This window comes from Mycolicibacterium aromaticivorans JS19b1 = JCM 16368 (assembly GCF_000559085.1).
In the GTDB taxonomy this organism is placed as follows: Bacteria; Actinomycetota; Actinomycetes; order Mycobacteriales; family Mycobacteriaceae; genus Mycobacterium; species Mycobacterium aromaticivorans.
This window is the reverse complement of record NZ_JALN02000001.1, coordinates 4920311-4942158: the sequence shown is the minus strand read 5'-3', so window position 1 is coordinate 4942158 and position 21848 is coordinate 4920311. Positions and strand designations below refer to the sequence as shown.

At 66.7% G+C, this 21848-nt stretch carries 25 protein-coding genes; 9 read left to right on the top strand and 16 right to left on the bottom strand.

Annotated elements, in window-relative coordinates:
* Positions 1–6 precede the first annotated feature (6 nt).
* A complete protein-coding gene (locus Y900_RS23570; RefSeq protein WP_051660463.1) occupies positions 7–852 on the bottom strand; it encodes an adenylate/guanylate cyclase domain-containing protein in 846 nt (281 codons plus the stop codon).
* A gap of 188 nt (positions 853–1040) precedes the next feature.
* On the opposite strand from Y900_RS23570, the gene Y900_RS23565 reads away from it, so the two are divergent.
* Both Y900_RS23565 and Y900_RS23560 read left to right on the top strand, forming a co-directional pair.
* Positions 1041–2063, top strand: a complete 1023-nt coding sequence (locus tag Y900_RS23565; protein ID WP_036344786.1) for an oxygenase MpaB family protein — start codon at positions 1041–1043, stop codon at positions 2061–2063.
* Between the two features lie 12 nt (positions 2064–2075).
* Positions 2076–3311 (top strand): acyl-CoA dehydrogenase family protein, encoded by a 1236-nt coding sequence (locus Y900_RS23560; protein ID WP_036344785.1) that lies wholly within the window; start codon positions 2076–2078, stop codon positions 3309–3311.
* 85 nt (positions 3312–3396) lie between these two features.
* Here Y900_RS23560 and Y900_RS23555 read toward each other — a convergent pair whose 3' ends face one another.
* The 4 genes from Y900_RS23555 to infC are packed head-to-tail and all read right to left on the bottom strand — an operon-like array spanning position 3397 to position 5463.
* Positions 3397–4197, bottom strand: coding sequence for a TrmH family RNA methyltransferase (locus Y900_RS23555; RefSeq protein WP_036347642.1), 801 nt, complete (start codon positions 4195–4197; stop codon positions 3397–3399).
* 1 nt (position 4198) lies between these two features.
* Positions 4199–4588 carry a 50S ribosomal protein L20 gene (gene rplT, locus Y900_RS23550; protein ID WP_011780528.1) on the bottom strand — a complete coding sequence of 130 codons (390 nt, stop codon included), beginning with the start codon at positions 4586–4588 and terminating at the stop codon, positions 4199–4201.
* Between the two features lie 48 nt (positions 4589–4636).
* On the bottom strand, positions 4637–4831 hold the full coding sequence (gene rpmI, locus Y900_RS23545; RefSeq protein ID WP_036344784.1) for a 50S ribosomal protein L35: 195 nt from the start codon (positions 4829–4831) through the stop codon (positions 4637–4639).
* 29 nt (positions 4832–4860) lie between these two features.
* Positions 4861–5463, bottom strand: coding sequence for a translation initiation factor IF-3 (gene infC / locus Y900_RS23540; protein ID WP_081845211.1), 603 nt, complete (start codon positions 5461–5463; stop codon positions 4861–4863).
* A 283-nt stretch (positions 5464–5746) separates the two neighbouring features.
* Here infC and Y900_RS23535 point away from each other — a divergent pair, with 283 nt between their 5' ends.
* The 5 genes from Y900_RS23535 to Y900_RS23515 all read left to right on the top strand — a co-directional run bounded on the left by Y900_RS23535 (position 5747) and on the right by Y900_RS23515 (position 11906).
* Positions 5747–6082 (top strand): DUF1844 domain-containing protein, encoded by a 336-nt coding sequence (locus tag Y900_RS23535; protein ID WP_036347640.1) that lies wholly within the window; start codon positions 5747–5749, stop codon positions 6080–6082.
* A 45-nt stretch (positions 6083–6127) separates the two neighbouring features.
* Positions 6128–9424 (top strand): bifunctional lysylphosphatidylglycerol synthetase/lysine--tRNA ligase LysX, encoded by a 3297-nt coding sequence (lysX, locus tag Y900_RS23530; RefSeq protein ID WP_036344782.1) that lies wholly within the window; start codon positions 6128–6130, stop codon positions 9422–9424.
* A gap of 87 nt (positions 9425–9511) precedes the next feature.
* Entirely contained in the window at positions 9512–10927 is a 1416-nt protein-coding gene (locus tag Y900_RS23525; protein ID WP_036344781.1) for an alpha/beta hydrolase, read from the top strand.
* Positions 10928–10932: 5 nt separating this feature from the next.
* A complete protein-coding gene (locus Y900_RS23520) occupies positions 10933–11178 on the top strand; it encodes a hypothetical protein (protein ID WP_036347638.1) in 246 nt (81 codons plus the stop codon).
* Positions 11172–11906 (top strand): SDR family oxidoreductase, encoded by a 735-nt coding sequence (locus Y900_RS23515; protein WP_109751131.1) that lies wholly within the window; start codon positions 11172–11174, stop codon positions 11904–11906. The genes Y900_RS23520 and Y900_RS23515 overlap by 7 nt, the downstream gene beginning before the upstream one ends.
* Here Y900_RS23515 and uvrA read toward each other — a convergent pair.
* Positions 11903–14803, bottom strand: a complete 2901-nt coding sequence (gene uvrA / locus Y900_RS23510) for an excinuclease ABC subunit UvrA (RefSeq protein WP_036344779.1) — start codon at positions 14801–14803, stop codon at positions 11903–11905. The two genes, Y900_RS23515 and uvrA, sit on opposite strands and share 4 nt — an antisense overlap.
* A gap of 83 nt (positions 14804–14886) precedes the next feature.
* On the opposite strand from uvrA, the gene Y900_RS23505 reads away from it, so the two are divergent.
* The gene (locus tag Y900_RS23505) at positions 14887–15564 is read left to right on the top strand and encodes an MBL fold metallo-hydrolase (RefSeq protein ID WP_036347636.1); all 678 of its coding nucleotides are present in this window, start codon (positions 14887–14889) and stop codon (positions 15562–15564) included.
* 157 nt (positions 15565–15721) lie between these two features.
* Complete coding sequence (locus Y900_RS23500; protein ID WP_036344778.1) at positions 15722–16066, top strand: hypothetical protein; 345 nt, start codon at positions 15722–15724, stop codon at positions 16064–16066.
* 188 nt (positions 16067–16254) lie between these two features.
* Here Y900_RS23500 and Y900_RS23490 read toward each other — a convergent pair whose 3' ends face one another.
* The 10 genes from Y900_RS23490 to Y900_RS23445 all read right to left on the bottom strand — a co-directional run bounded on the left by Y900_RS23490 (position 16255) and on the right by Y900_RS23445 (position 21817).
* Complete coding sequence (locus tag Y900_RS23490) at positions 16255–16536, bottom strand: hypothetical protein (protein ID WP_036344776.1); 282 nt, start codon at positions 16534–16536, stop codon at positions 16255–16257.
* Positions 16533–17030, bottom strand: a complete 498-nt coding sequence (locus Y900_RS23485; RefSeq protein ID WP_036344775.1) for a hypothetical protein — start codon at positions 17028–17030, stop codon at positions 16533–16535. Before Y900_RS23485 ends, Y900_RS23490 begins: the two co-directional genes overlap by 4 nt.
* Positions 17027–17353 (bottom strand): hypothetical protein, encoded by a 327-nt coding sequence (locus Y900_RS32185; RefSeq protein WP_131536257.1) that lies wholly within the window; start codon positions 17351–17353, stop codon positions 17027–17029. The genes Y900_RS23485 and Y900_RS32185 overlap by 4 nt, the downstream gene beginning before the upstream one ends.
* Before the next feature lie 203 nt (positions 17354–17556).
* Positions 17557–18189, bottom strand: coding sequence for a hypothetical protein (locus tag Y900_RS23475; RefSeq protein WP_036344773.1), 633 nt, complete (start codon positions 18187–18189; stop codon positions 17557–17559).
* The gene (locus Y900_RS23470; protein ID WP_036344772.1) at positions 18186–18440 is read right to left on the bottom strand and encodes a hypothetical protein; all 255 of its coding nucleotides are present in this window, start codon (positions 18438–18440) and stop codon (positions 18186–18188) included. The genes Y900_RS23475 and Y900_RS23470 overlap by 4 nt, the downstream gene beginning before the upstream one ends.
* Positions 18440–18805: a hypothetical protein gene (locus tag Y900_RS23465; RefSeq protein WP_036344771.1), complete on the bottom strand. Its 366-nt coding sequence runs from the start codon at positions 18803–18805 to the stop codon at positions 18440–18442. The genes Y900_RS23470 and Y900_RS23465 overlap by 1 nt, the downstream gene beginning before the upstream one ends.
* A gap of 563 nt (positions 18806–19368) precedes the next feature.
* Positions 19369–20214 (bottom strand): phage major capsid protein, encoded by an 846-nt coding sequence (locus Y900_RS23460; RefSeq protein ID WP_036344770.1) that lies wholly within the window; start codon positions 20212–20214, stop codon positions 19369–19371.
* Positions 20215–20427: 213 nt separating this feature from the next.
* Positions 20428–21006 (bottom strand): hypothetical protein, encoded by a 579-nt coding sequence (locus Y900_RS30455; RefSeq protein ID WP_051660223.1) that lies wholly within the window; start codon positions 21004–21006, stop codon positions 20428–20430.
* Positions 21007–21008: 2 nt separating this feature from the next.
* Positions 21009–21455 carry a hypothetical protein gene (locus tag Y900_RS23450; protein WP_036344769.1) on the bottom strand — a complete coding sequence of 149 codons (447 nt, stop codon included), beginning with the start codon at positions 21453–21455 and terminating at the stop codon, positions 21009–21011.
* Entirely contained in the window at positions 21452–21817 is a 366-nt protein-coding gene (locus tag Y900_RS23445; RefSeq protein WP_036344768.1) for a hypothetical protein, read from the bottom strand. The genes Y900_RS23450 and Y900_RS23445 overlap by 4 nt, the downstream gene beginning before the upstream one ends.
* Positions 21818–21848: the final 31 nt, after the last annotated feature.

The window sequence follows — 21848 nt, the reverse complement described above, 5'->3', positions numbered from 1 at the left end:
CATCCACTATGCCTGGGCTTCGAGATCGTCTCCATCGTCCTCGACTGGCAGATCCCTGCGGGTTTTGAGGCGATACATGGCCAGATCGGTCGGCACTCCGGTGGCGCGCGGTGCGAACACCTGACGCCTGATCCGCTTCACCGTGACGCCCAGCGCGTCGAGTTCGTCGGGGCTGATGCACTCCAGCGTCTCCCCCGACACGACGAGTCCGCCACGGGTCGCGCGGTCCATCACCCGGGCGGCGATGTTGACGTCGACGCCGAGCCAGTCCGAGCCGATACGCTGCGGCCTGCCGGTGTGGATCCCGGCGCGCATACGCGGCGTATAGCCGTCTACCTCGACTGTTCGGACCGCCTCGCGGGCGGCCATGGTGGCGCGCACGGCGGTCGCGGGGTCGGCGAAGACGGCCATGATGCCGTCGCCCATCCGCTTGACGATGTGGCCGCCGGCGTCGAGCAGTGGCGGTTCGACGACCTGAGCGACGCGGCGCAACAGCCGCAAGGTGGCGTCGTCACCGGCCTGCAGCGACCAACTGGAGAAGCCCACCAGGTCGGTGAAGACCAGCGTGACCTCAGGGTTGGCGGGGCGCCCGGACACGCGTTCGGTGAGCGCCTGCCAGATCTGCAGTGTGGCCAAGCTCACCTCGCGGGTGGCTGCCTCACGGTCCCGCAACAGCCGGTCGGCGGCCCGCGCGGCGGCACGAGCCCCGCCGTCGCCCGCCGCGGACAGCGGGTCGCCGAAGTCGGGATCGCCGGGCAGCATCCGCCGGGCACGACGAACGAGGGCGATGACACCGGGGTTGTGATTGGTGTTGTGCCACCACGCCGCGGGCCCACGCCCGGGCCGCACCAGTTGGTTGACGTCAACGAGGGAATCGGGTTGATCGTCGAACGGCTCGACGTCCACAAGATCAAGCCTAGGCAACGCTTTTCGGGCGGCCAACCAGGTGTGACGCGGTCGACGTCTCGCTATGCCAAACGACTGGTCACAGCTTCATCGCCGTCGTAGACAACACTCGTTGTCAGTCCTATCGTTAGGCGATGAGGTCAACGTCGACCGGAAATAGCGCCGAGCCGCTCGGGCCGGACTCCCTGACGTGGAAATACTTCGGCGATCTGCGCACCGGGATGCTCGGGGTGTGGATCGGCTCGCTGCAGAACATGTACCCGCAGCTGGGCGCCGGGGTGGAAGAACACTCGATCCTGCACCGCGAGCCGCTCCAGCGGGTGGCCCGGTCGGTGTACCCGATCATGGGCGTGGTTTATGACGGGGAGCGAGCCCGCCAGACCGGCGAGCAGATCAAGGGATTCCACCGCGGGATCAAGGGCGTCGACGCCGCGGGCCGGCGCTACCACGCGCTGGATCCCGAAACGTTCTACTGGGCGCACGCCACGTTCTTCATGTTGATCCTGAAGGTGGCCGAATACTTCTGCGGCGGCCTGACCGAGGCCGAAAAGCGCCAGCTGTTCGATGAACACGTGCAGTGGTACGCGATGTACGGGATGAGCATGAAGCCGGTCCCGGACACCTGGGAGGACTTCTGCGAGTACTGGGACCGGGTGTGCCGCGACGAATTGGAGATCAACCGGGCGACGCTCGAGATCTTCGATATCCGCATTCCCAAGCCGAAGTTCGTCTTGATGCCGACTCCGGTGTGGGATCAGTTGTTCAAGCCGATGGTGGCCGGCCAGCGGTGGATCGCCGCCGGATTGTTCGACCCGGTGGTCCGCGAGAAGGCCGGAATGCGCTGGACGCCCGGCGACGAGGTGGTGCTGCGGTTACTCGGCAAGGCGGTCGAGGTCGCGTTCTGGGCGGTGCCCGACGAGATCCGGCTGCACCCCCGCGCGCTGTCGGCCTACCGGCGCGCCTCGGGACACCTTCCCGCGGATGCGCCGCTGGTCGAAGCGCCCGGCTTCATGGCACCCCCTAAAGATCGCCGTGGGCTGTCCATGCACTATGTCCCTCGGACCAAGAGCCTCGTCGCGCGTGCGGGGTCGCTGGTTCACACGACGTTCTCACTCGCCGGTTTGCGGCCCGCCCGAGGACGTTCCGCCGCCGCCTGAACCGGAGAACCCATGATCGAATGGTCCGACGTCGATATCGCTGTGCGCGACGCCGTCCGTGAGTTCGTCGACAAAGAGGTGCGCCCGCACCTCGACGAGCTGGAGAGCGGCGATATGGAGCCGTACCCCATCATCCGCAAACTGTTCGCCACCTTCGGTATTGCCGAGATGGCGCGCGAGTCGCTGGACAAGCGCCTGGACCGGCTGCGGGCCGGCTCCGAGTCGAAGTCCGGCGGCGGTGGTGGCATGTTCGGCGACGGTGGCTCGGCCGGAATGGGTTTCGTCCTGATCAGTGAGCTGTGCCGGGTCAGCATGGGCCTGGTCACCGGAATGGGTGTCAGCCTGGGACTCACGGTCCCGACGATCCAGAGCCGCGGCACGCTGGCCCAGCAGGAGCGCTGGCTGCCGGAGCTGGTGACCTACGACAAGATCGGTGCATGGGCGATCACCGAGCCGGATTCGGGTTCGGATGCGTTCGGCGGCATGAAGTCCTACGTGGTGCGCGACGGGGATGACTACATCCTCAACAGGCAGAAGACGTTCATCACCAACGGACCCGACGCCGACGTCGTCGTGGTGTACGCCAAGCTGGACGAGGGCGACGGCACCGACAAGCGCGACCGCAAGGTGCTGACGTTCGTGCTGGACCGTGGGATGGAAGGCTTTGTTCAGGCGAAGCCGTTCCGCAAGATGGGCATTCACAGTTCGCGCACCGGTGAGCTGTTCTTCAACAACGTGCGCCTCGGTCGCGACCAGCTGCTCGGCGAGACCGAGGAGAACAAGTCCGGAGACGGCCGCGACAGCGCCCGCTCCAGCTTCGCCGCGGAGCGGATCGGCGTGGTGTCGATGGCGCTCGGGGTCATCGAGGAATGCCTGCGGCTGTGCACCGATTACGCCAAGACGCGCACCCTGTGGGGCAAGGAGATCGGGCAGTTCCAGTTGATCCAGCTCAAGCTGGCCAACATGGAAGTAGCACGAATGAACGTGCGCAACATGCTGTTTCGGGTGATCGAATGCGGGCAGAGCGGCACACCGATCTCGCTGGCCGAGGCGTCGGCGATGAAGTACTACTGCTCGCAGGCCGCCACCGATGTGGCGATGGAGGCGATCCAGCTGTTCGGCGGTAACGGGTACATGACCGAATACCGGGTGGAACAGCTTGCCCGCGATGCCAAGTCGCTGATGATCTACGCCGGCAGCAACGAGGTGCAGATCACCCACGTGGCCAAGGGGCTGCTCGGGGCCTGAGCTCCGAACTAGGTTCGCCAGTGTGCGGTTTCGTACGCCTGACGCGGCGTGTTGCGTACGAAACCGCACATTCGCGGCAGTGCCGTCATGGGTTGCCGCCGGCACGCTGAACACGCGCGCTCTGATACAGGCAAATAGCCGCAGCGGCGGCAACATTCAGACTCTCGGCACCGCCGGTCATCGGGATCTTCACCCGCCGGTCGGCCAGCGCGGCGACGTCAGCGGACAGGCCTTGCGACTCCGGCCCGAACACCCAGGCGGTCGGCGCCGCCAAGACAGGGTCGGCGTCGTCCAGGTTCATCTCGCCGTCCAGCGTCGTGGCCAGCACTTGCAGGCCCGCGCCGCGCAGCCGGGCGAACACGTCCTCGGGATCGTCGGCGACCACCACCGGCACCGCGAAGATGCTGCCCGCCGACGACCGTAAAACCTTACCGTTGTAAGGATCCACGCTGTGCCCGGCGAACATCACCGCCGCGGCTCCCATCGCGTCGGCCAATCGGATCAGCGTCCCGGCATTACCTGGCTCCGAGAGTTCGACCGCCACCACCACCAACGGCGGCCGGTCAGCCAGCACCGCATCGATATCGTCGTCGGGCGTCGTACACACCGCGACCAGCCCCGAGGGGGTCACCGTCTCCGACAGCGCCTTGGCCGCACGCTCGGTCACCCGGTGGACGGTCAAACCGGTGAGTAGCTGGGCATGGCGCTGCATGGCAGGCTCGGTGGCGAACACCTCGATCACCAGTCCGCGCCGGCCGGCAGCCTCGACCAGGTTGGGACCCTCGGCCAAAAAGCGCCCAGCACGACGACGCCCGGTGTGGCGCTGCAGTTTTACTGCAGCCGCCACCCGGGCGGATCGTTCAGTGAGTGCCTCTGACTCCGAAATGTCAGGCGGCTTCACCGGAGGGAGCGTTGACGTCCTCCGGCAGCGCCGCCTTGGCGACCTCGACCAGCGCGGTGAACGCAGCGGGGTCACTGACGGCGATCTCGGCGAGGTTCTTGCGGTCGACCTCGACACCGGCGGCTTTCAGGCCCTGGATCAACCGGTTGTAGGTGATGTCATTGGCGCGGGCAGCCGCGTTGATGCGGGAGATCCACAACTTGCGGAACTCACCCTTGCGGGCACGACGGTCCCGGTAGGCGTAGGTCAGCGAATGCAGCTGCTGCTCTTTGGCTTTGCGGTAGAGCCGCGAGCGCTGGCCGCGGTAGCCCTTCGACGCCTTGAGTACTGTGCGCCGCTTCTTCTGGGCATTGAGTGCGCGCTTCACGCGTGCCATTGGGGTGTTCCTATTCTCGTTCGGTCAGAAAGTTGGGAGTTACGGCGCTCAGCCGTTCAGCATCGCGTTGACGCGCTTGGCGTCATTGGCCGCCACGACGGTGCGACCGTCCAGACGACGAGTGCGCTTGGTGGCCTTGTGCTCGAGCAGGTGGCGACGGTTCGCCTTCTGCCGCACGATCTTCCCGGTGCCGGTCTTGCGGAAGCGCTTCGATGCTCCGCTATGAGTCTTGGCCTTGGGCATTGGTCCTCAGTTCTACGTGGTCTCGGGGCCTAATTAGTGGTGTCTAGGTCGGTGGGTTGCGCCTCGGCCGGGCGCCCCGCGGGGGCGTCGGCGTCGTGCGCCGCCTTGGCGCGAGTCTTCGCGCCGCGGTGGGGTGCCAGCACCATCGTCATGTTGCGGCCGTCCTGCTTGGCGGAGGTCTCGATGAAGCCGTAATCGGCCACATCGGCACCCAGCCGCTGCAGGAGTCGGAACCCCAGTTCCGGTCGCGACTGCTCGCGGCCGCGGAACATGATCGTGACCTTGACCTTGGACCCGGCCTCGAGGAAGCGGATCACGTGACCCTTTTTGGTCTCGTAGTCATGCGGGTCGATCTTGGGCCGGAGCTTCTGCTCCTTGACGACGGTCTGCTGCTGGTTCTTGCGGGACTCGCGCGCCTTCTGGGCTGTCTCGTACTTGAACTTGCCGTAGTCCATGATCTTGCAAACCGGCGGCTTGGCGTCGGGGGCTACTTCGACAAGGTCAAGATCGGCATCCGCGGCGACGCGAAGAGCGTCTTCGATGCGCACAATGCCTACCTGCTCCCCGCCGGGTCCGATCAGTCGGACTTCAGGTACGCGGATGCGCTCGTTGACACGGGTCTCAGTGCTGATGGGGCCTCCCTGGTTCGGTTTCCTCTTCGGACCACCGCGATGTCACAAGGGAAACAGCCGGGGAGAAACCACGCCATCAGCGAGAAGGCCCTGCATGTCGCAGGGCCCAGTGCCGACCGATCACGGCTTACGCCGCCTGCGAAACCGCAGAACAGATACCATCGCGGTATCTGCGACCGGACCGTTGTACCTGCGGAAACATCCGCGGCCGACGGTGGGAGTGGGACTCCACTTGCTGTCCCTGGCGTACGCCGGGACGGTCGTGCATGCCAGTCTAGCAGGCATGACAGATCCCAATAACATCCGCGACCTGGCCGAGATTCCTGCGGTCGAGGTGATCACGCGCGCCGCGGTCATGCTCATGAGCGCGGCGGCGGAGAAAATCGGGCTCTCCTCACCTGATCCCGACACCGGCGAACATCGCGACCTCGACGAGGCCCGCAGGCTGATCACCGCGCTGGCCGGCTTGGTGACCGCCTCTGCGGAGTATCTCGGCCCGCACGCGGGCCCGGTGCGCGACGGACTCAAGAGCCTGCAGCTGGCTTTCCGGGAAGCCAGCGTTGCCCCGGATGAACCTGGCCACGGTCCGGGCGAGAAATACACCGGGCCTGTCTGGTAGCACCACAGACAATTCGTATGTCGAAGTAATATCCTCGGCGGCACTATGACCGTCACCACGAGTCGGCCAACTTCACGGTTCCGCTGGGTGCCCGCGGTGGCCGGCTGGATCATCGGCGTGATCGCGACGCTGTCGCTGCTGTCGAGCGTCTCGACGATCTTGCGGCATGTCATCCGGATACCGCGGGAGTTCATCAACAGCTATCTGTTCAACTTTCCCGACACCAGCTTCGCGTGGGCCTTCGTCCTTGTTCTGCTGGCCGCCGCGCTCGCGGCGCGCAAACGCATCGCCTGGTGGATTCTCGTCTTCTACATGGTGGCCGCGTCGGTATGGAACATCACCGATCTGCTGACCGGCGACGAGACCGCAGCAGTGGACGTCGGCGAGGTCATCGGCCTGGTGTTCCACGTCGCAGCGGCGATCGCACTGGTGCTGGCCTACAAGGAATTCTGGGTGCGCGTCCGCCGTGGGGCCCTCGTCAAGGCCGCCGCGGCGCTGGTGGCCGGCTTGGCCGTCGGCACCGCGATCGGCTGGGCCGTTCTCGAATTCTTCCCCGGCACCCTGGCCCGCGAAGACCGATTCCTCTACGCACTCAACCGCGTCAGCGCGTTCGCCGGTGCCGGCTCGGAATCCTTCACCGGCCATCCGCACATCTTCGTCAACGCATTACTCGGCCTGTTCGGCGCCATGGCGCTGATGGTGGCCGCGATCGTGCTGTTCCAATCCCAGCGCGCCGAGAACGCGTTGACCGGAGAGGACGAGTCCGCCATCCGCGGACTGCTGCAGGTGTACGGCAAGAACGACTCCCTCGGCTATTTCGCCACCCGTCGCGACAAGTCGGTGGTGTTCGCCGCCAACGGGCGTGCCGCGATCACCTATCGCGTCGAGGTCGGTGTCTGCCTGGCCAGCGGGGACCCGATCGGTGACCCACGTGCCTGGCCGCAGGCGATCGCGGCGTGGCTGTCGCTGTGCCAGGAATACGGCTGGGCGCCCGGCGTGATGGGCGCGAGTTCTACAGGCGCCCAAGCGTTCCGCGAGGCCGGCCTGAACGCCCTCCAACTCGGTGACGAGGCGATCCTTTATCCCGACCAGTTCCATCTGTCCGGGTCCGATATGCGCGCGGTGCGCCAGGCCGTCACCCGGGCCCGCCGCGCAGGCCTGACGGTGCGATTCCGGCGGCATCGCGACTTCTCTCCGGATGAGATGGCCGCCGTGATCAGCCGGGCCGACGGCTGGCGCGACACCGAAACCGAACGCGGCTTCTCGATGGCGCTGGGGCGGCTCGGTGACCGCGCCGACGGTGACTGCCTGTTGGTCGAGGCCGTCCAGGGTGAAAAAGACGTGGTCGCGATGCTTTCGCTCGTGCCGTGGGGTAACAGCGGGCTGTCGCTGGACCTGATGCGCCGCTCGCCGCAGTCCCCCAACGGAACCATCGAGCTGATGGTCACCGAACTGCTGCAGAACGCCGAAGAGCTTGGCGTCAACCGTGTTTCGCTGAACTTCGCGATGTTCCGCGCCGCGTTCGAGCAGGGCGCCCAACTCGGCGCCGGGCCCGTCGCTCGGCTGTGGCGCGCCGTGCTGGTGTTCTTCTCGAAGTGGTGGCAGCTGGAAACGCTGTACCGCTCCAATATGAAGTATCAACCGCACTGGGTACCGCGCTACGCCTGCTACGAGGATGCGCGGCTGGTACCGCGGGTCGGCGTCGCGTCCGTCATCGCCGAAGGCTTCCTGGTGCTGCCGTTCTCCCGGCGCACCAAGCAGCACACCGGACACTATTCGGCAGTCCCCGAGGATCTGGCCGCATCAGGACGGCTGCACGCCGACGGCACGGCACCCGATGCAATCGACGAACCCGCCCACGACCCCCAGACCCGGTATCGCGACCGCCTCCCGGACCAGGTCCGCGTTCGGATGGCAAAACTGAAAGCGTTGCAGCGTAACGGAATCGACGCATACCCGGTGGGCAGCCCGCCGACCCATACCGTCGCCCAGGCACTCGACGCCGCCGACGACGTCACGCTGAGCGTCGCGGGACGAATCCTGCGTGCCCGCGACTACGGCGGCGTGGTGTTCGCCCAACTGCGCGACTGGTCCGGCGACGTGCAACTGCTATTGGACAAAGCAACGCTCGACGGCGCAGCCGAAGACTTCGCCGCCGTCGACCTCGGTGATCTCGTCGAGGTGACCGGGCAGATGGGCTACAGCAAGAACGGCACCCGATCGGTGCTGGTCGAGCAGTGGCGCATGCTCGGAAAGTGCCTGCGCCCTCTGCCGGACAAGTGGAAGGGCCTGCAGGATCCCGAGGCTCGGGTTCGGGCGCGCTACGTCGACCTCGCCGTCAATGCCGAAGCCCGCGACCTGATCCGGGCACGCAGCAACGTCCTGCACTCGATCCGGGACACGTTGTTCAACAAGGGTTTTCTCGAAGTCGAGACGCCGATCCTGCAGCAGATCCACGGCGGAGCCAACGCCCGGCCGTTCAAAACCCACATCAATGCCTACGATCTCGACCTTTATCTGCGCATCGCCCCTGAGCTGTATCTCAAGCGATTGTGCGTCGGTGGCGTCGAGCGGGTTTTCGAACTCGGCCGGGCGTTCCGAAACGAGGGTGTCGACTTCAGTCACAACCCGGAGTTCACCCTGCTCGAGGCCTACCAGGCGCACGCCGACTACCGGGTGTGGATCGACGGCTGTCGCGAACTGATCCAGAACGCGGCGATCGCCGCCAACGGCTCCGCGGTGGTGATGCGGCCCGGCCAGGCCTCCCCCGACGAACTCGAGCCGATCGACATCTCCGGCACGTGGACGGTCAAGACCGTGCACGACGCCGTCTCCGAAGCCCTCGGCGAACAGATCGACGCCCACACCGATCTCGCTGTCCTGCGCCGGTTGTGCCATGCCGCGCGGATTCCGTACCTGACCCATTGGGACTGCGGGGCGGTGGTGCTCGAACTCTACGAGCGGCTGGTGGAGGAGCACACCAGAGAGCCGACGTTCTACACCGACTTCCCGACCTCGGTGTCGCCGCTGACCCGGCCGCATCGCAGCAAGCCAGGGGTCGCCGAGCGGTGGGACCTGGTGGCGTGGGGCGTCGAACTGGGCACCGCCTACAGCGAGCTGACCGATCCGGTCGAGCAGCGACGCCAGCTGCAGGAGCAGTCCTTGCTGGCCGCCGGCGGCGATGGCGAGGCGATGGAACTCGACGAGGACTTCCTGCAGGCAATGGAATACGCGATGCCGCCGACCGGCGGCCTCGGCGTCGGCGTCGACCGCGTGGTCATGCTGATCACCGGCCGCAGCATCCGCGAGACGCTCCCGTTCCCGCTCGCCAAACCCCGGTAGCCGGCCGAAGGAACTTCACAGCGACCGGCCAGGAAGTGTCGTCACCATGACAACGTGACCGCGGCTGCTCACCAACACATTTCGTTGATGCACGGATGGTTGCCTCTCACCGTGCAGATCGTGGCCGGCCTGGTCCTGGTGTTCGCTGTGGGCTGGCGCACCCGGCGCTGGCGGGTGCTGTGGCTGCCGCTGGCCGCGATCGTCGGTATCGCCGCCGCGTGGTTCACCCAATGGAGCATCGCCGATGACGGCCTGGCCGGCGACCCGGCCCCGCAGCAGCTGTGGGTGTGGATCGCCGCGACCGGCTTGGCGGCGGTGGTCGCGGTCGTCGGCTGGCGCGGCACACGCTGGTGGCGTCGGGGCATGTCGGTGCTGGCGATACCGCTGTGCGGGCTGGCGACGGCGTTGATGCTCAACCTGTGGGTGGGCTATTTCCCTACCGTGGAGACCGCCTGGAATCAGGTCAGCGCGGGCCCGTTGCCGGACCAGACCGACCGCGCCACGGTGACCGCCATGGTGCAGCAACACGCCATACCGGCCAAGGGCACTGTCGTGAAAGTGACGATCCCCTCGGACGCATCGCATTTCGCACATCGTGACGAACTCGTCTACCTGCCACCGGCGTACTACGCCACCAACCCCCCACCGAAGCTGCCGACGGTGATGATGATCGGCGGGGAGTTCAACACCCCCGCTGACTGGCTACGTGCAGGCAATGCGATCAAGACGATCGACGACTTCGCCGCCGCACATCACGGTGATGCCCCGGTGTTCGTGTTCGTCGACTCCGGCGGGGCGTTCAACAACGACACCGAATGCGTCAACGGTCCGCGCGGCAATGCTGCCGATCACCTGACCAAAGACGTTGTCCCGTTCATGCTTTCCAACTTCGGTGTCAGCGCCGACCGCGCGAACTGGGGTCTGGTCGGCTGGTCGATGGGCGGCACCTGCGCGGTCGACCTCACCACGATGCATCCGGACATGTTCAGCACCTTCGAGGACATCGCAGGCGATCTGACCCCCAACTCCGGCACCAGGACTCAGACGATCTCGCGGCTGTTCGGGGGTGACGCCGCCGCCTACGCGAACTTCGACCCCGCCACCGTCATCACCAGACATGGCTCCTATCAGGGTGTCTCGGGGTGGTTCGCGATCTCAGGCGCACCGTCGGCGCAGCGAACGACCCCAAGCACCGTCGAGATCGGCGCGAGCGGCCTCGGTGGCCGCTACACCAACGCCAATCCCAACGACCAGACCGGCGCGGCGAAGACCCTGTGCGGATTGGGCGCCGCCCACGGCATCAATTGCTCGGTGGTGGCTCAGCCGGGTAAGCACGATTGGCCCTTCGCCGCCCGCGCCTTCGCCGACGCACTGCCCTGGCTGGCCGGCCAGATCGGGACGCCCGGCATCCCGACGGTCGCCCTGCCGGGCCCTCCGGTGCCGCCACCGGGACCGGAACCGGTCACGATAGCTGCTGCCGGGCGGCCGCCGGGAGTACGGTGATCGTCATGCCCGACGAATCCGTTGCCGAACCACCGCTGGGCTCCGGCTACAACGAATCCGGGGTGCCCACCTTCGAATCGGTGCAGGAGAAGATCGAGACGCGGTATGGGACTGCGCTCGGCTCAGCCGAATTGGACGCCGAGACACCGGAGGGCCGCACCGTCGAGGAACAGTACGACGCCCGTCAGCGGGCGGCGGCCGAGCGGCTGAATGAGATCCGCGCGTCGATGCACAAGCCGGACCAATCCTGACCGGAAAGATCGTCGCGATCACCGGCGCCAGTAGCGGGATCGGTGCGGCGACGGCGCGGCTACTGGCGCAGCAGGGTGCGGCCGTTGTGCTCGGCGCGCGCCGCGAGGATCGGCTGCGCGGCCTGGCCGACGAGATCCGCGAATCCGGCGGGACGGCGCTGACCGTTGCTACCGACGTGACCCAACAGGTCGATACGGACCGGTTGGTGGTGGCGGCGGTACAGGAGTTCGGTCGACTCGACGTGTTCGTCGGCAACGCCGGCATCAGCAGGATCGGGCCGACAGCCGATCTCGACGTCGACGGCTGGTCGGCGATGATCGACGTGAACCTGCGTGGGGTCCTGAACGGCATCGCCGCCGCGCTGCCGGTGTTCCGGCGGCAGGGCCACGGCGACTTCGTCACGGTCGTGTCGACCGCCGGACTGAAGATCGTGCCGGGTATGGGCGTGTACGCAGCAACCAAGAACGCCGTGCGCACCCTGCTGGAGGCGTTGCGTCAGGAATCCACCGACGGCGTCATCCGCACCACGTCGATCTCCCCGGGGTACGTCAACACCGAACTGGACTCGTCGATCGAGGATCCCGAGGCGCGGCGCCAGACCCGTGCGGCGATGGAGAGTTTCGGCCTGCCGCCTGAGGCCGTTGCCCGGGCGATCGCGTTCGCGATCGACCAGCCGCGTGATGTCGAGATCGGTGACATCACGATCCGCCCGACGGTCCAGGGCTAGCTGACCTTGCGCCGCCGGGTTGTCCGCTTCGGCGCCGGTGCCGCAGGCAGCACGTCGGCGAGGAACTTGCCGGTATAGCTGTTCGGCACCGCCGCCACGTCCTCGGGAGTGCCCTGTGCGACGACGGTGCCGCCGCCGGAACCGCCCTCGGGACCCATGTCGATGATCCAGTCCGAGGTCTTGATGACATCCAGGTTGTGTTCGATGACGATCACCGAATTACCTTTGTCGACAAGGCCGTTGATGACTTTGAGCAGCTTGCGGATGTCCTCGAAGTGCAGGCCGGTGGTCGGCTCGTCCAGGATGTAGACGGTGCGGCCGGTCGAGCGCTTCTGCAATTCGGCGGCGAGCTTGACGCGCTGCGCCTCGCCGCCGGACAAGGTCGGCGCCGGCTGGCCCAAACGGACGTAGCCCAGCCCCACGTCGACCAGTGTGCGCAGGTAGCGGTGAATGCTGCTGATCGGTTCGAAGAACTCCGCGGCGTCCTCGATCGACATGTCGAGCACCTCGGAGATGGTCTTGCCCTTGTAGTGCACTTCAAGCGTCTCACGGTTGTAGCGGGCGCCGTGGCACACCTCGCACGGTACGTAGACATCGGGCAGGAAGTTCATCTCGATCTTGATGGTGCCGTCGCCCGAACACGCTTCGCAGCGGCCGCCTTTGACGTTGAACGAGAACCGGCCCGGCTGATAGCCGCGAACCTTCGCCTCGGTGGTGGCGGCGAACAGAGTGCGAATCTTGTCGAACACGCCGGTGTAGGTGGCCGGATTGGAGCGCGGGGTGCGCCCGATCGGCGACTGGTCGACCCGGACCAGCTTGTCGAGGTGTTCCAGACCGTTGATCCGGGTGTGACGGCCCGGGACCTGGCGGGCCCCGTTGAGCTTGTTGGCCAGAACCGTGGCCAGAATGTCATTGACCAGGGTCGACTTTCCGGAGCCGGACACGCCCGTCACCGACGTGAGCACCCCGAGCGGGAACGCGACGTCGATGTCGTGCAGGTTGTGCTCCCGCGCACCGATGACGGTGACCTGTTTACGGCGATCTACCGGGCGCCGGATCGCCGGCACGTCGATGCTCTGCTTGCCCGACAGGTAGGCGCCGGTGATCGAGTCGGGGTTACGCAGCAAGTCGGCATACGGACCGCTGTGCACCACCTGGCCGCCATGCTCACCGGCCGCAGGCCCGATGTCGACCACCCAGTCGGAGTGCGCGATGGTGTCTTCGTCGTGTTCTACCACGATCAGGGTGTTGCCCAGATCCCTCAGCCGCGTGAGGGTTTCGATGAGACGACGGTTGTCACGCTGGTGCAGCCCGATCGACGGTTCGTCGAGCACGTACAGCACACCGACCAGACCCGACCCGATCTGGGTGGCCAGCCGGATGCGCTGCGCCTCACCGCCGGACAGCGTGCCCGCCGCGCGTGACAACGACAGATAGTCCAGCCCGACATCGAGCAGGAAGCCCAGCCGCGACTGCACCTCCTTGAGCACCTGGCCTGCGATGGCCGACTCACGGGCACCGAGGGTGAGGGCGTTGAGGAACTCCGAGCAATCGGAGATGGACAGCTCGGACACCTCGGCGATCGACTTCGCGCCGTACTCCCCCGCCGCCAGCGTGACCGCGAGGATCTCCGGCTTGAGCCGGGTGCCCTGACACTCCGGGCATGGCACATCACGCATGAACCCGTCGTAGCGCTCTTTCATCTGCTCGGATTCGGTCTGCTCCATCCGCCGGTGCAGAAACGCCATCACACCTTCGAACTCGGCGTAATACGACCGGGTCCGTCCGTACCGGTTCTTGTAGCGGACGTGGACCTGCTCGTCGCAACCTTCCAGAATTGCCTTGCGCGCCTTGGCCGGAAGCTTGCGCCACGGGGTGTTGACGTCGAATCCCATCGACTCACCCAGGCCCGCCATCATCCGGGTGAAGTACTCCGCGGTGTGTCCCATCGCCCACGGCGCCACCGCACCGTCGGCGAGCGTCAGATCCGGGTCGGGTACCACCAGCTCAGGGTCGACCTCCTTGCGGATGCCGAGGCCGCTGCATTCCGGGCAGGCGCCGTAGGGCGAGTTGAACGAGAACGACCGCGGTTCGAGGTCGTCGACGGCCAGCGGATGTCCGTTGGGGCAGGCCAGTTTCTCGGAGAACCGCTGCTCGCGGTGCGGGTGGTCGTCTTCGCGGTCGACGAACTCAAGCACGACGATGCCGTCGGCCAGATTCAACGCCGTCTCGACCGAATCGGTCAGGCGTTGCTTGGCGCTGCTCTTGACCGTGAGGCGGTCGATGACCACCTCTATGTCGTGCTTTTCCTGCTTCTTCAGCTTTGGCGGTTCGGTCAGCGAGTGCACGACGCCGTCGACCCGGACCCGGCTGTAGCCCTGGCTGTTGAGCTTGTCGAAGAGGTCGACGAACTCACCCTTGCGGGTGCGCACCACCGGCGCCAGCACCTGGAACCGCAGACCTTCGTCCATCGCGAGAACCTGGTCGACGATCTGCTGCGGGGTCTGCCGTGCGATGCGCTCCCCGCACACCGGGCAGTGCGGCGTACCGGCGCGGGCGTAGAGCAGGCGCAGATAGTCATAAACCTCGGTGATGGTGCCGACCGTGGAGCGCGGGTTGCGGTTGGTGGACTTCTGGTCGATCGACACCGCCGGGGAGAGCCCCTCGATGAAGTCGACGTCCGGCTTGTCCATCTGACCGAGGAATTGGCGCGCGTAGGCCGACAGCGACTCGACGTAGCGGCGCTGCCCCTCGGCGAAAATGGTGTCAAACGCCAACGAGGACTTGCCCGATCCGGACAGCCCCGTGAAGACGATCAGACTGTCGCGGGGCAGGTCCAAGTCGATGCCGCGCAGGTTGTGCTCACGCGCGCCTTTGACGATCAGCCGGTCAGCCACCGGCCCCCCTTCCTGCGGGTTTGTTGGCGAGAGGACGCCGCTCCCCATGCTATGTCGACCCACCGACAAGTAACGTGGCGACCATGACAGTCGTCGCCGACACCTACACCGGACACGTCGAACCGCAGACCGCGGCTCGCAGGACGGTGCCCGGCGCCACCATCGTGAAAATGTCCGTGGGCCCGATGGACAACAACACCTACGTGGTGACCTGTTCCCACTCCGGGGAAAGTTTATTGATCGACGCCGCCAACGATGCGGAGCTGCTGGTCGACCTGGTGCGTGAGCAGGCGCCGAAGCTGGCCCTCATAGTGACCAGCCACCAGCACTTCGATCACTGGCAAGCGCTCGAAGCGCTGGCCGAGGCGACCGGGGTTCCGACCGCCGCCCACCAGCTCGATGCAGAACCGCTGCCGGTGACTCCACGGCGCTACCTGGCCGACGGTGACACGATCAGCGTCGGCGACCTCATCTTCGATGTGATCCACCTGCGCGGGCACACCCCCGGCTCGGTGGCGCTGGCGCTGCGGCCCGCCGGCGAACGGACCGCCACCCACCTGTTCACCGGCGACTGCCTGTTCCCCGGTGGTCCTGGCCGTACAATACGCCCGGAAGATTTCGAGTCGCTGTGGTTTGACCTGTTCGATCGAGTCTTCAAGGTCTATGGCGACGACACCGTGGTCTACCCCGGGCACGGCGACGACACCACGTTGGGCGCCGAACGGCCACACCTCGCGGAGTGGCGCGAGCGCGGCTGGTGACCCTTCCACGCTGTTGATGCCGCAACAGCGCACGACTCACCCTGTTGACCTATCAACAAGGGGCGCAACACTTTTCGGACTTCATGGTGATTGACACCACTGCCGTGGCTGCATACGCTCCACGCACTCACCCAATCCGCCTAGGAAAGGCGTCACCATGACGACGATCACCGCTCACCACGCAGACGACGATGCACTGCAGGACCGCTACGAGGGCGTGCCACTGCCCGCGGGCGCCCTCAGCGGCACCCCGTGGACCGAAGACCGCGACGGCTCCATCGCCCGGGGCTTCTCGGGCACCAGCCGCGTCGTCACGCCGACTGTGCGCCTTTGGATCGCTGGAGATCAAGCGAGCGACGGCCGGGTCGTCGACCGACGCGCGTACATCCACATCAAGAGCGAGGGGTTCGACCCCGACGCACTCGACGTGGCCGGCCTGCGGCGACTGGCCGCCGCGTGCACCGCGGCGGCCGATGAAATCGACTCGCTCGGGACGGCGTGACGTGGCTGACATGCTCCGACCCGGCAGTCGAGTTCGCTATGCGCCGACCGGGGACCGCGGGCACCCTATGGCGCCAGGCGAACTCGGGATCATCCTGCACATCGACGACTCGTCGGGCAACGCTGAGGTTCGCTGGGATTGCGCGCCAGGCGGCACGGCATGGACCGACGTGCGTGACTTGACGCCCCCTACCCCGTGAAGTCCAGCCGCATCGGGGCACTCGATAGGCTCAGATCGTCGTCACCGACGAGGGCGAGCACGTCGAGCGGCCGGCCGCGCCCACGCTCGGAGTGTCCGCGCGGCAACTCGTCGCGCGACAACCGGAACGTCTTACCTGAGCGCAGCTTATCGACCATCAGGTCGTGCTCGTAGCGGGCAATGTGGCGCAGCTCGGGGTCGTCCGCCAATTCAGCGAGCACCCGCTCGCGCCGAGCCACCGCGGCGGCCAGCAGATCACTGCGGAGGCTCATCGTGGCAACCCCACGCTCACCGGCACCCTGTACCGCGCTTGGAGAATGTTCTGTATGCGCGACCTTTCCCAGTTGCGGCGGGGCGAGTAGATCGTTCGGTCGTCAAACCAGAGCCGTTCAATCGTGGCGGCGGCGGCGCGGCCCTCAAGCGTGAATGCGCCGCCGCCCGTGTCGTGTTCGAAAAGCACTGGCGGCGTGAAGCTCACCCGGCCGACCACGTGTTGGGCCGTGTCGATCGAGTTTGGCCCGGTGCTTGTTCGCCACCGCTCAACCGTGGCGAGTATGTCGCGGAGATGCATCGCGAAGTAGACCCCGCAGGTGCATCCGCCCACTGGCGGCACGTGGCGCGAGACTGCCGGGCAGACGGGGCGCAGGGAGCGCCCCCGCCACAGGGTGACCGTCTCAAGGTGCGGGGGCTGCCGAGCCGGCGCATACGGCGAATACAGCCAGTCATCCCTCAGCACCCAGAAGCGCCAGCCGGTGAGTCTGGTCATCGGCTGGCGCCCCCGCTCGCCGCCGCGAGATTCGGCAAGCCGAGAACCACCGGCACGCGATAGCGAGCCTTGGCTGTCGACTTGGTTCTCACGGACTCCCAGTTATGCGACTCCTGGCCGCCGCTGATCCACAGCTTCTCGATGGTGGCGCCGGCCGCCCGACCCTCCAGCTTGTACGCCACGGCGTCGTCGGATCGCCCCACGTAGAGCGGCACATTGCGCCGGAAGATGATCGGGGGCTTGAACGTCAACTGGCCGACGACCAGGCGCACACCACTGCGTGGCTGCATTCCGCCCACGCCGCCGCTGATGAGCGTCGCCATGCTGAGGATATCGGCGAGGTCGGTGGCGAAGTAAACGCCGCAGGAGCAATCGTCAACGGGTGGAACGTGATTCGGGTGAATTGGGCATGATGGGCGGAAATCACGCCGGGGCCACAGAACAACCTCGGAGCGGCGGCCACGATTGCTCGGATGTGGCGAGTAGAGCCACTCGTCGAGCATGAACCAGTAGCGCCACCCGGTCATCACGGTGCCCACCTCTTGCCGCTGCCCATCGTTCCGCGGAACAGTTCGACGCCCTCGGGTCGCCCGGCGGTGATGGGCACGCGATAGCGAGTCTTGAGGAGGCCCAGCAAGGACTGTGCGCGCCATTTGTCTTCGGGCCGAGCGTGCGCGGGCGGCAGGATGGCATCGCTGATGAACAACCGTTTAATTGTCGCCCCCGCGGCGCGGCCTTCCCACCCAAACTGATTGAACCTGTCGAGGTACACGTAGATGGGCGGCTTGAACTCCAGTAGTCCAACCACCAGGGGGCTATCAGGCCGAAATCCCTGCCCGGCGTAGTCCATGTCCAGTTCGCGAGCCTTTTCGGCCGCCCAGAAAATGTCGTAGGGGCGCGGCGAGAAGTAGACCCCGCAGGTGCAATCCGCCACTGGCGGAACGTGCTCGCCATTCCTCGGGCAGATCGGTCGGAATTCACGCCTCGGCCAGATAAAGGACCGCTCCAAAGCCGCGCTGCTCAACCGCTCCGCGTGGGGGTGCTGAAAGGGCGAGCGCAGCCACCCATCGCTCAACTCCCACCAGCGCCAACCGGTCATGGCTGTCTGTATCGGATCGCCAGTTTTCAGGGCAGCGTCAAGCTCCTCCGCACTGATCATTCGCCCACCTCGGCAATGGTGTTGTCGGCGCGCAGGATCACCGGATCGCCAGGGCGGCCGGCGTACTGCTGTGGGCACCAGTCAGGCAGATCCCAACGCTTCAGCACCACCTCGTCGCCGCGCTCGATAGCGGCCAGGTGGTTATCCACCCACGGCACGCCAGCGAGTGTGCTGAGCGTCTCCCGTAGCTCAGCGAGGATCTCGGCGCGCAGCTGCGGGCCGTCGCTTGGAGCCCGAACGCGGCGGGCCATCAGACAGCTTGCTGTCGATGTGAGCGCTTGTCCCACCGGGTCTGAGCGGCGGCCTGATGGCGGGGAGACTTCGGCGGCCCGGGTTCGTCGTCCTCGTCGAGGCCCAGCGACGCCACCAGGCGTCCGAGCTGCGCCTCCAGCTGTCGCAGCTCGGAGGCTAGTTGCACAGCACGCACAGCGAGCGAGCCATCGCGGTCAACCTCGTCGGCGAACTTGCCGCGCAACGCCTCGATCCGGTCGCGGGTGACCTCGATCGTCGGCAACGTCAGGGCCAGGTCCGTCTCGGACCACTCCATACCGAGGTTATGTGCAGCACTGTCAAGGTCTCTGCGCAGGCGGCGGCCAGGGGTGAGGCGGGTCGTCATGGGGGCTCCTATGGATGAATCGGGAACGAACGGGGCGGACATACCACCGCCGCAACGTGCGGCAATGGGCGAATTAGCTGGCTGAGAGTCAAAGTCTGGTGATCGGATGCGCGCGGTGGCCGAGACGCTATGGCCCCTTGGGTGACCAGGAGGGGACGCAAGGAGTCATGCCCCAGTGCCACCTGGCTGCGTTGCTGGCTGGCGTTTGCGGCGCCCGCGTGGTGTTGTGCGTGCGACGATTTCGGCATGCTCAGCGACGCTTACGTGGCACGGCCCGCCGACGCTCAAGGTAGCGCCGGCAGCCGTCGCAGACCGGACCAGCCTCGGGATCGTCGCCCGTGGCGCGCATCGAGCACACGGTGGGAACTCTTGCGCCGCAGAACTTCTCAGGCCAGGGCATTGTAACTCTCTCTGGTTTATGGTGCGCCCCTCGATGGGCTCGGCGTCGACCTGACCACACCCCTGCTTGAGTCGGTGTCGAGTGCCATCGAGGGGCGCGAGCCCGGCCGCCGCACTGGCTGGGAAGGATTGCGGAACCATGCCCGTGCGACGGCCGAGCTGGCCTATGGGGTGATGGCGATCTTGCTCACGGCGCCCGGGTCAGTGAAACCCCAACCAACGCGCAGGATTCCGCGCAGGGCGACACGATCGCTGGTGAAGTACACCGAGCTGTCGGGCACAACCTGCGTGCCGCTGCGCAGCGCTACGACGCTCCGCGCGGCCGGGATGGCCCACACGATGTCGTCGGCGATGGCCGGCGAGCTGAGCAGCGGCACACCTGCCACGACACGTGCGGCCGGTGAGGTCGGGTCGGCTTGCAGCAGTGGCACGTTCGAGCCGGCGCTGGCGTACTGCTTGATCTGTGCAATCTTGAGGACGGTGGCCGGGCTGGCGACGAACGCGGTGACGACTGTGTTGTGCTGCTCGGCGTTGGTTTTCGCCGCTTCGGCCCAGTCGAGGTTCGACCAGGTATCGCCCGCGTCGATGTCGTTGTCGCCGGCCGCCAGTGACAGCAGGCCGGCCGGGCCGTTCGTGGTGGTGTTGCCGAAGTAGGCGGCGTCGGTCTTGCGAGCCAGGTCGCGAACGATGCCGTCCCCGACAACACCGAGGGCGGCGGGCGAGCTATCGGCAGCCAGTTCGGAGCTGATCACCGTGAGGGCGGCCAGCTTCTTGGCGACGATGTTGACCTCGGTGACCGTGGGGTCGCTGGCCGTGATTTCGGCGCCTTCGGCAACGAAGGAGGCGGCCGGGTCTGCGCTCACGACGGGCACGCGGAGGCTGGCCGAGTCGATGGGGACGACGGTGCTGACGCGCATCGCAACGGACTGCTGGGTGAACGGCTTGACGACCAGCTCACCGATTTGTTCGGGAGTCAGGATTGCGCCCGCTCCGGTGGTGTAAAGAGCCATATTGAGTTGTTCCTTATGAAGTTGTCAGCGCGTGGGGCGCTGTCGTGCGTGTGAAGCGTTGGGGCGGTGCAGCTTTCAAAGCTGCACGCGATGCCACCAGGGGCGGGGTTGATGCCCTCGCGGTCGCCAACCGGGACGCGCACACGAGGGCCTCAACATCAGCGTTGCGTTAGATCGCCTGAGTTGCAAGCGAGTGTGTCGCCTTCCAATCGGCTACCCGACGAGCGGCCTCAGCGCCGACGCCCACGTCGTTTCCTGGGGTTGCATTTCCGGCGAGGCGCCTGGGCGCAGGCTCTCCAGCGGCCTGTTCGTGGGCGGGGCCGTGACGACGGGCGGGGCCGCGGTATGTGGGCGGTCGGCGATCAACGCGCGGGCTGCCGCACTCACCTTGGCGGGGTCGACGTGGCCGGCCTCGTCGAGGAAATCGGCCACCGCATGGCGGTCGAGCAGGTCGCGCGCGTCGGCCAGCTCGGCGGCGGCCAGGCGCTGGACCTCGCTACGCCGCAACCCATCAACTACGGCGGTGAGCGCATCGCGCTCGGTCTCTGTGTCGCGCAGGCGTCCTCGGAGGTTCCGCGCCTCGTTGCGGGCGCGCCGCAGCCGCCTGTCGGGGTCGAGGCTGTTGTCGTCGTCGGGCTCGTCGTCGAGGTCGAGGTCGTCGTCGGCCGCCGCTTGCTGTTCCTGCGTGATCTGCCTCGGCATGCCGGCCGGGCTCGGCGGCGCGGGCGGCGTGACCGGGGTGTCGTCAGCCTCAAAGCCGCCGCTGTCGGGCTGGAATCCAGATTCGGGCATGGTCATTGTTTGTCTCCTGTTGTGGTTTCGAGTTGAGGCCAGCGGCGGTTGCGAACGCCTGATGTTGGCCAGTCGACGATGGTGATGAGTTCGGCCGGCAGGCCGTCATCGGCGATAGTTACGGGGTCGGCACCTGAAGGGGCCGCGTGTCCGAGGTGAGCGAGTAGTACCCGCTCGGCCGGGGTGGCCGGGCGGGCGAAGGCGCGCCAGCTCGACCCCGACACTTTGAGGAGCCGATCGCCGAACCGGCGCAGGCGGGTCAGCGCGGCAGAGTCGTCGGTTCCCCACAGTGCAGCGGCGAAGCCGTGGACGCCACAGCGATACCGCTCGCTGTCAGCTGCATGCGTGCTGTCCTCGGTGTTCTGCAGTTCCGCCGGCAGGTCACGCAGGGCGAGCCAGCCTCGCGGGTCGGGCTGCGGGAGCTGCTCGATGCCCGCCAGGTCGCTCACTGGGCCACCGCTGCGCTGAGCGCATCCTGACGAGCCGCCGCGGTGTCAGACGCGAGCCGCCGCACGGTCAGCGGCTCACCCTGGGCGCCGACCGCGGTCGTGGTGGCGTGCTCCAGCATGGCGAGCAGTACGCGGACGACGGCGCGGTGGTCGTCCTCGATCTCCTCGGTGATATCGGCAGCGAGGTCGAGCAGCGTGTGCGCCGCTTCGGGCTCCCGTGCTGCGTACGACCGCCACAGGTCGGCGGCGCGGGCTCTCAGCGCCGCGCTGGGTTGGTAGTCGTCGAGGATGGCGCCGAGGCGCGGATCGCTTGCGGCCGGGCGCTCTGCGCGCCAGCCGGCCGGGTAAGAGTCGTCGTTCATGTGTGGGGTCGCTCCTGTTCGGTTGTGGGGG